This is a genomic window from Kaistella chaponensis (genome assembly GCF_900156725.1).
Taxonomy (GTDB): Bacteria; Bacteroidota; Bacteroidia; order Flavobacteriales; family Weeksellaceae; genus Kaistella; species Kaistella chaponensis.
Map to the genome: position 1 here is coordinate 60258 of NZ_FTOI01000015.1, position 7935 is coordinate 68192.

Here is a 7935-nt window from a genome sequence, read left to right on the forward strand (position 1 = left end):
GGAGTGAAGTAATCTGTTACGACTTTTCGTAATCGCAATGAAAGAAAAAAGATGCCGTTTCCATCCGGGCTAAAAGAGCGGGCATTTTGTTTTTCGAAATTGGACCAAAAAAAAACCGAGCTTCAACTCGGTTTCTAATTTCTTAATGTTCTCTTTTTACTACTGTAACTGGATTCAGTTTGATGAGTTTCATTTTGTCCAGCAAAATCATAATGTAATACGTGACGTCAATTTCGTGCCATCTTACACCACCAAAATTTGCTCTTCCGCCGTGTTTGTGGTGATTATTATGATATCCTTCACCCATCATTAACCAGTCGAAACGGAAAAGATTTTTGGAAGTATCAGAAACTTTAAAATTCGTGTAGCCATAAATATGCGCAAACCAGTTAATGATCACTCCATGAATCGGCGCCATCATGTAAGCAACCGGAAGCAAAAGCCATTGCCACCAAGCCGTTGCGAAAAAATAGAAAAATGCAGTATAGGCAATTCCCCAACCGATTCTGGATCCCCAGGAACTTGCGAACTTATCGAAACCTTCCCACTGGGGAACATTTTTTGTGAACTTATCCTCTATGATTGCCTTCTGAGCGTTAATGTCTGCGTAAATTTTCTTCGTACGCCACATCATTTTGAACAGATTATCGTCGTATTTCGGGGAGTGCGGATCTTTTTCCGTGTCTGCAAAAGCATGGTGCATTCTGTGCATTACGCCGTATCCATAAGCGGAAAGATAGTTGGATCCCTGCGTGATCCACGTTAGGATAAAACATAGTTTTTCCCCAAACTTAGACATTTTAAAAGTTTGATGCGCGGCATAACGGTGCAGAAAAAACGTCTGAAAAAACAGTCCGGAATACCAGAGAACGATGATGAATATAATAATTGTCATTGAAAAATTTATTTATTTAGTGTAAAGATATACGAATTACCTTTCATATTGGTTTGATTAAGAGAATTTAACGCTGAATTACATAGTTAATTTGGTACAGATTTCTTTTGTCATTCTGAACGCAGCGAAGCGGAGTGAAGAATCTCCTATTGTTTTAAGAATCTTTTTCTAATAATCGTTCAGATTCTTCCTTCGTCAGAATGACAGAAAATCAAATCGCTTTTACGATGAAGTAATTTTTCTTTCCTTTTTGGAGTAATAAAAATTTTCCGTCGATGAGATCATTCTCTGCAACTTCGAAAGTTTCGCTTACTTTTTCTTTATTAATGGAAATGGAATTTCCCGCCAATTCGCGTTTCGCTTCTCCTTTTGATTTTAAAAATCCGGATTTTTCAGAAATTAAATCAATAACGTTGCTTCCTACAACTTCAGTTTTTGAAATTTCTATTTGGGGAACACCTTCGAAGACTTCCAGAAAAGTGTTTTCATTTAAATTCACCAAATCTTCTGCGGTAGAACGACCAAATAAAATCTCTGAAGCTTTCACGGCTTTTTCAAATTCTTCCTGATTGTGAACCCAAACCGTCACTTCTTCCGCCAGTTTTTTCTGTAATTTTCTTTCGTGAGGTGCAGTTTGATGTTCGCTAATTAAATTTTCAATTTCTTCTTTGCTTAAAAAAGTATAGAATTTAATGAATCTTTCGGCATCAACATCAGTTGCATTGACCCAGAATTGGTAGAATTTATACGGTGAAGTTCTTTTTGGATCCAGCCAGTAATTTTCTCCACTTTCAGATTTTCCGAATTTTGAACCGTCGGATTTTGTGATCAAAGGAACGGTTAAAGCAAAAGCTTCTCCCTGAACTTTTCTACGAATCAGTTCTGTTCCGGTGGTGATATTTCCCCATTGATCGGAACCGCCCATTTGCAATCTGACGTTTTTTTCTTTGTACAAATGCAAGAAATCGTAGCCTTGTAATAATTGGTAAGAAAACTCGGTAAAAGACATTCCTTCTGCGCCGCCTTCTCCGGTAAGTCTTTTCTTTACAGAATCTTTCGCCATCATGTAGTTCACGGTGATGTTTTTCCCTACTTCACGGATAAATTTCAGGAAAGAAAATTCCTTCATCCAATCGTAGTTGTTAACCAATTCTGCGCTGTTCGATTCGGTTCCGTCGAATTTCAAAAATTGGGAAAGTTGACCTTTTAAACAGGAAACGTAATGATTAAGGGTTTCTTCATCCAAAGCATTTCGCTCGCTGGATTTTCCGGATGGATCACCAATCATTCCTGTTGCACCGCCCACCAAAGCAATTGGTTTATGACCATGTTGCTGAAAATGTGCTAAAATTTTAATCTGAATTAAACTCCCGATGTGCAGAGAATCTGCGGTAGGATCGAAACCGATGTAGGCCGTAGTGATTTCTTTGTTCAGTTGTTCTTCGGTTCCGGGCATCATGTCGGCAAATAAGCCGCGCCATTTTAATTCTTCAATAAAAGGATTCATTTTCTCGCAATTTTTTCAGGGGCAAATATAGGGATTTTGAGGGGAATTTTTTAGCTTTTAAACGACAAAGCACAAAGTTATTTGTAGTGGTATGGAGATTAAATCCTTTAAAAAAAATATAAAAAAGTACCGCTTATTCGATCGTTTTGCTTTCCTAAAATGAACTTGAGAGCACATCATTTCCATTAATTTTTAAAAGCTTAATTTTGCACCCCGAAATAAAGATATTCAGATTATGAAAAGAATAGGGGAACACAGAAAACTTTTGGGAGTTGATAAAACTGCGACTTTAAAAGATTTAAAAACGATCTACCGAAATACGATGAAAGATTCTCATCCCGATAAATTTGTCAATGATGAAGCGGGTAAACTGGAAGCAGAAGAGAAAAGCAAATCTATCATTGAAGCCTATCATTTTTTGGTAAGCATCAATCCGGAGACGCAGGAGAAATACAAAGAAGAATACACCGAAACCATTTCAAAATCGAATATTCAGGATTTTTATTTGGAGAAATCTATCTTGAAAGTGCAGCATTTGAATGGGAAAATGTTCGAATACATCGGTGTTCCAAGAAATACCTACATCAAAATGGTGAATTCTGATTCGCCGAGTCGTTTTGCCAGAAGACACATCTACGGCAATTTTATTTACCGAAAAGACGGTGAAGTGATGGTGGAGTAATTTCTGATCGTTTTATAACAAATACAATTACCGCTTAACCTTTTCAAGGTTCCTTGAAAAGGTTAGTTAACAAAGCACAATTTCAATTGAGATTGTGTTTTTTTTTGGTTAGTAAAAAATTTTAAGAATGAATACAATAAAATAATATTAAAAATCAATAATATTTTGAGATCATTATTGAGTATATCACAAATTTTTATTAATTTTATTCTTAATTAACAATCTAAACACAAACAAGATGGCAAATTTAACAAACAATCGCCTCAACATCGTGGCGACAGAAGCACAAATCACCGCTGCAAAAAATTCACTGGTTCAGTTCGACGCTCAATTTCCGTTTCTGATTGGATTAACTGTAGAGGAAAAAACTACGCTGCCCGCAATTAATGTAGATAATAAAATTTTTACAGAAGATGCGATTAATGCAGCAGTGAATAACATGGATATGTTGCCGGGTTACCTTTCTGTAAGCGGAGTACAGACTGACATGAAGCTCTTCAATCAATTGGATGAACTGGTTCCGATGGTAAGAAAGCAGCTGGAAAAATTAGAAGATACCCGATTCTTGGCGGGCAGCGAAGCCTATACTACGGCACTCATGATCTACAAATTATTTGGAGCTGCTGCAGAATCTGGCATTCCGGGTGCAGATGCGATCGTGGCTCAACTCCGCGAGCGGTTTACTTCTAATGGAAATACGCCGAATAACCCGCCGGTAAATCCAAATCCTTAAAAATTTTTTTAAACTATTTACATTTAAACGCTTCTTTCGGGAAGCGTTTTTTTTGCTTTTAGTGGTTCAAATACCTCACCTTATTGGCAAACTCAACCAATAAACTTGGTTGTTTTACTATAAAAAAGGGTAAACTTAACCAATAGAATAGCTTTAATCAACCAATAGACTTGGTTGTTTTTCTATAAAATAGAGTAAACTTAACCAATATACTTATTGATTTCAACCAATAGACTTGGTTGTTTTTCTATAAAATAGAGTAAACTTACCCAATAAACTTATTAATTTCAACCAACCAACTGATTTAAAATCTATGATTTATAGGAAAAAGTGATTATATTTGATAGCAACAAAAAAAATAAACACGATGAAAACACCTCAAAAATATTTGCAACGGAGCGAAGACGAGCACCCCGATGTGGGAAATTTTGTACAATGGTATATTTTGGAGCTGAACCTGAAAAAAAAGGATATTTCGGATGCCATGAAGATTCTTCCCACCACGCTGAATCAGTATTTTAAAAACCGCAGTATGCAGTTTGGCATTTTGTGGCGACTGAGCCAGGCGATGAAATTTAATCTCGTCATGGCGATTGGCGAGAAGTTGAATATCCCGTTTGAAACCAAAGTAGAAAAAGAACTGCGCACGGAACTCGCCGAAAAAGTGGAGCGAATTAAGGAGCTGGAAATGGAGGTGGGGATTTATAAGAGGTTGGTGGAGCGGTGAGGTTCCTTGGTAGGAAGATTTTAAATTGTAATATAACGTTTTGCGGCTTGGCGAAGGTGGCGATTTTACCACAAATGTTCATACGAAGCACACACTTCAAATTTACGAAAAACTGTCATACGAAGTACTAAACCGCCACTTTTGCCAAACCGCTGTTAGTGGCTGGGCTTCTTTGTTTTCCGTCTGTCAGCAACATTTTTTGTCCTGCTGAATTGGTGGACAAGCAACACTTCCGTAACTGCAATAAACACAACAGTCGCCTTGCTTTGGTTTAAGCACTTGTTTGCATTTTTCACATTCGTAAAAATATTGGCAAGCGTCTGTCGGCATTGTTTCTTCTTTCTTGTGTCCACAGTTGGGGCAAGTAATTGTTGATTGTAATTTGATTTCCATTTGATTTTATTTTTTGTCGGTTACAGAATATCCTGTTGAGTTTATTGCTTTTTCGATTTCAGAAATATTTGTTTTTGAGTTGTCAAATTCTACGATTGCGTTTCCTTTTTCGTAGGAAGCGTTTGAACTTATTATTCCTGTCAATTTATTTACTTCGTGATTTACGTGTTCGCCACAACTTGCACAAGTCATTCCGGTAATCGTAAATTCTACTTTTTGAATATTGGATTTGTCCACTACTATGATTTGCTTTTCTGTCTTTGGGTAGAAAATGCTTGAGTAGTATGGAAAGGCAAGCATTACGATTGCAAATGCTGTTACTATTCCTAAAAACATTTTTGACTGAATGAATTTTGGTTTTTCTTCTGTTTCACAATTGCAGTCAATTTGCTTTTTAGGTTTTAACTTTTGATACCAAGCAAAACAAAGAACCAAAATTGTCAAACCGATAAAATATGGTCGGAAAGGTTCAAGCCAAGAAAAAGTTGAAGCAAGTCCGCTTGTTCCTGCAATGAGAGCCAAGACAGGTGTAATGCAACACAATGAAGCTGCAATTGCTGTTAAAAGTCCTGCTCCGATTAGTTTGTTGTCTGTTTTCATAATGTTTCTAATATTTTGTTTTCGTCAAGTATTTTGAAAAACGGTTTCAGCATTTTTTCATACTCTTTTGTCAATGAGTAAAAAATGGTTTGTGCTTCACGTTCGGTTTCAATGAGCTTTCTGTCTTTGAGTTTTCGTAAGTGTTGCGAAACTGCTGAAATTGTCATACCAAGAATATCGCTTATATCACAAACACAAAGTCGTTTTTCTTCATAAAGTAGAAATAGAATTTTCAGTCTTACGTTGTTTCCTGCCAATTCAAGTCCGTTCGATAAATACTCAAACGAGCCGTTAAGTTCTGAAACTCGGTCTTTACAGCGGTTTATTTGTTTAATGTCCGCTTGTTGTCTTATGCAAGAATTATTGTCCATAAGGCAAAGGTAGTCAATTTGTTTATTTAAGCAATTACTAAAATACAAAATATCAAAAAGTACCCGATTTGTCTGTCGGGTTGTGTCGTCATAGCCTTGCCACTAACGTTCCGCGTATTGGCGATGGTGCGGCTTTAACGCGGAAACTTTTTTATTATAAACTAAACTTCGAAACATCTAAAATAGTTAAGCTTGCGATTACTCCGCACTATTGCCAATACGCTGTTACCTACAGTTTTTATTTCGAGTATCTGATTGCTTTATTTAATTCAATAGGATTATTATGTTTTAAAATATACTCTTGTTCACTTTTAATCTTTGGTATTAAATCATTCGCATTTGTATATCTCACTCCGTTATCATCGTAACTTTTTGTAGTTCCATTTCTTAAACCTTCACGTATTAAATAAAGTGGATCATTGTAATATTCGATTTTCTTTTGTAAATAAATTTTTTCAGTTACAGGTATTGGCTTGCTGCCATATCTAATTTCTAAAAAATTTGATGTATCATAAGTTTCGTCTAAATTTTGGTTTTTAACGAACGAAAAATCGAATTGATTTTTATCGTCATAAAGCAATACGATTAAACCTGGTAAACCTCGAAACTTATATGGACCTTCTGAAAATAAAATATTTTTAGTAAACCAAGCCGTCCATTTTCTTCCGCCAAATTTAGTTGTTGCTTTTTGGATATCGAATCCTTGATATTTTTTAGTTTCAGTTGTTAAATTCCATGAAATACTGTCTTCTGTTGGGTAAGAATATACTTGAAACTGAAGCATAACAAAGTTTGTATTTTTGTTAGAGTTTTTCTTTCGTATTACAGGAATTTGGTCTGTCCAATTTGTATTCTGCGAATTAAATTTTTTATTTATTGAATCCTTTTCTAAAAACGCATTGTCATAATATTTAGTTTCAGTCGGATTAACGTCCAACACCATAAGTTTCTTTAAATAATCGTTTTGCGTTGAGTCAGATTTATATTTTAGTTCATAAAAAAATCTATGAGTTTGCGCTGAACTCACTCCACAAATAAAAACGAAAAGGCAATAAATTGTTTGCTTTAAAAATTTTTGCATTGGATCTCTTATTTTAAAAACGGTTTTGTAAAATTGTAGGTAACGTCAGTCTGTGAAAAAACCTCCGTTTATTTTAATCAAAAATAGGTAAAAAATTTCAATAATTTGGGAAGAAATTCGTATATTTAATGATGCAACACATCACTGGAATTGCCCGCAATCAAATGGTTTTTACGAGTTTAGAAGATTCGATTTCGGAAGATAATCCGGTTCGCTTTATCGATGCTTTTGTGGAGAATATCGATTTAAAAGCCTTGGGTTTTGAACTTCGAACCCCGAAAACGGAAGGAAGACCGAGTTTTAATACGCAAATCTTTCTCAAAATCTATTTGTATGGCTATCTCAACGGACTTCGCAGTTCACGGAAACTCGAAAAAGAGAGTATTCGCAATATTGAATTGCAATGGCTTTTGTTCGGACTTACACCCAATTACCACAGCATTTCTGATTTTAGAAAAGACAATGCGTCGGGTTTAAAAAAGCTCTTCAAAGTTTTTGTTTCCTTCCTGAAAGATGCTGATTTAATTGCCGGCGAAACCATTGCCATCGATGGTACCAAAAGCAGAGCTCACAATAGTAAAAAAGCGAACTTCAACCAAAAAAAGTTGGATCGACATTTGGCTTATATTGAAGAAAAAACGCAGGAATATTTGGATGAACTGGCTCGGAATGATGAACTTGAAAAAAGCACTACAATCACCCATATTCAAGAAAAAATAGAACGTTTAAAAAAGAATAAACTGCACTACGAAGTCTTAGAAGAAAAACTAAAAGCGAGCGGCGAACCTCAAATCAGTACTACCGATGAAGATTCCAGAGCCCTTTTGGTTCAAGGGCAAGTGGTAGAAGTGAGTTATAATATTCAAGCCGCTGTTGATGCTCAATACAATTTGGTTGTGGCTACACACACCATTAATCGTAATGATAGAAATGCTTTAAGCGCAAT

General features: G+C 35.8%; 10 protein-coding genes. 4 read left to right on the forward strand and 6 right to left on the reverse strand.

Annotated features, from left to right (window positions below):
- Positions 1–142: 142 nt before the first annotated feature.
- Entirely contained in the window at positions 143–895 is a 753-nt protein-coding gene (locus BW932_RS12905) for an acyl-CoA desaturase (RefSeq protein ID WP_076388239.1), read from the reverse strand.
- 211 nt (positions 896–1106) lie between these two features.
- Positions 1107–2402, reverse strand: coding sequence for a tyrosine--tRNA ligase (tyrS, locus tag BW932_RS12910; protein WP_076388241.1), 1296 nt, complete (start codon positions 2400–2402; stop codon positions 1107–1109).
- 235 nt (positions 2403–2637) lie between these two features.
- Here tyrS and BW932_RS12915 point away from each other — a divergent pair, with 235 nt between their 5' ends.
- From BW932_RS12915 to BW932_RS12925, 3 genes are all read left to right on the forward strand, one after another.
- Positions 2638–3084 carry a KTSC domain-containing protein gene (locus BW932_RS12915; protein ID WP_076388243.1) on the forward strand — a complete coding sequence of 149 codons (447 nt, stop codon included), beginning with the start codon at positions 2638–2640 and terminating at the stop codon, positions 3082–3084.
- 238 nt (positions 3085–3322) lie between these two features.
- Complete coding sequence (locus tag BW932_RS12920) at positions 3323–3817, forward strand: hypothetical protein (protein WP_076388245.1); 495 nt, start codon at positions 3323–3325, stop codon at positions 3815–3817.
- Between the two features lie 367 nt (positions 3818–4184).
- Positions 4185–4544 (forward strand): hypothetical protein, encoded by a 360-nt coding sequence (locus BW932_RS12925; RefSeq protein ID WP_076388247.1) that lies wholly within the window; start codon positions 4185–4187, stop codon positions 4542–4544.
- Between the two features lie 186 nt (positions 4545–4730).
- Here BW932_RS12925 and BW932_RS14425 read toward each other — a convergent pair whose 3' ends face one another.
- The 4 genes from BW932_RS14425 to BW932_RS12945 form a co-directional block, all read right to left on the reverse strand.
- Positions 4731–4937, reverse strand: a complete 207-nt coding sequence (locus BW932_RS14425) for a GDCCVxC domain-containing (seleno)protein (protein ID WP_069796431.1) — start codon at positions 4935–4937, stop codon at positions 4731–4733.
- A gap of 6 nt (positions 4938–4943) precedes the next feature.
- Positions 4944–5537 (reverse strand): mercuric transport protein MerTP, encoded by a 594-nt coding sequence (gene merTP / locus BW932_RS12935; protein ID WP_076388249.1) that lies wholly within the window; start codon positions 5535–5537, stop codon positions 4944–4946.
- A complete protein-coding gene (locus BW932_RS12940) occupies positions 5534–5908 on the reverse strand; it encodes an ArsR/SmtB family transcription factor (protein ID WP_076388251.1) in 375 nt (124 codons plus the stop codon). The genes merTP and BW932_RS12940 overlap by 4 nt, the downstream gene beginning before the upstream one ends.
- Positions 5909–6146: 238 nt before the next feature.
- Positions 6147–6989, reverse strand: coding sequence for a GLPGLI family protein (locus tag BW932_RS12945; protein WP_076388253.1), 843 nt, complete (start codon positions 6987–6989; stop codon positions 6147–6149).
- A gap of 128 nt (positions 6990–7117) precedes the next feature.
- Here BW932_RS12945 and BW932_RS12950 point away from each other — a divergent pair.
- Positions 7118–7935 (forward strand): transposase (locus BW932_RS12950; protein ID WP_245820747.1); only part of this gene is annotated, 818 nt, incomplete at its 3' end.

Bases quoted from the DNA above. Each gene is read 5' to 3' on its own strand.
- BW932_RS14425 (WP_069796431.1), bottom strand. From the start codon at position 4,937: ATGGAAATCAAATTACAATCAACAATTACTTGCCCCAACTGTGGACAC.
- tyrS (WP_076388241.1), bottom strand. From the start codon at position 2,402: ATGAATCCTTTTATTGAAGAATTAAAATGGCGCGGCTTATTTGCCGAC.
- BW932_RS12945 (WP_076388253.1), bottom strand. From the start codon at position 6,989: ATGCAAAAATTTTTAAAGCAAACAATTTATTGCCTTTTCGTTTTTATT.
- BW932_RS12925 (WP_076388247.1), top strand. From the start codon at position 4,185: ATGAAAACACCTCAAAAATATTTGCAACGGAGCGAAGACGAGCACCCC.
- BW932_RS12940 (WP_076388251.1), bottom strand. From the start codon at position 5,908: ATGGACAATAATTCTTGCATAAGACAACAAGCGGACATTAAACAAATA.
- BW932_RS12905 (WP_076388239.1), bottom strand. From the start codon at position 895: ATGACAATTATTATATTCATCATCGTTCTCTGGTATTCCGGACTGTTT.
- merTP (WP_076388249.1), bottom strand. From the start codon at position 5,537: ATGAAAACAGACAACAAACTAATCGGAGCAGGACTTTTAACAGCAATT.
- BW932_RS12920 (WP_076388245.1), top strand. From the start codon at position 3,323: ATGGCAAATTTAACAAACAATCGCCTCAACATCGTGGCGACAGAAGCA.
- BW932_RS12915 (WP_076388243.1), top strand. From the start codon at position 2,638: ATGAAAAGAATAGGGGAACACAGAAAACTTTTGGGAGTTGATAAAACT.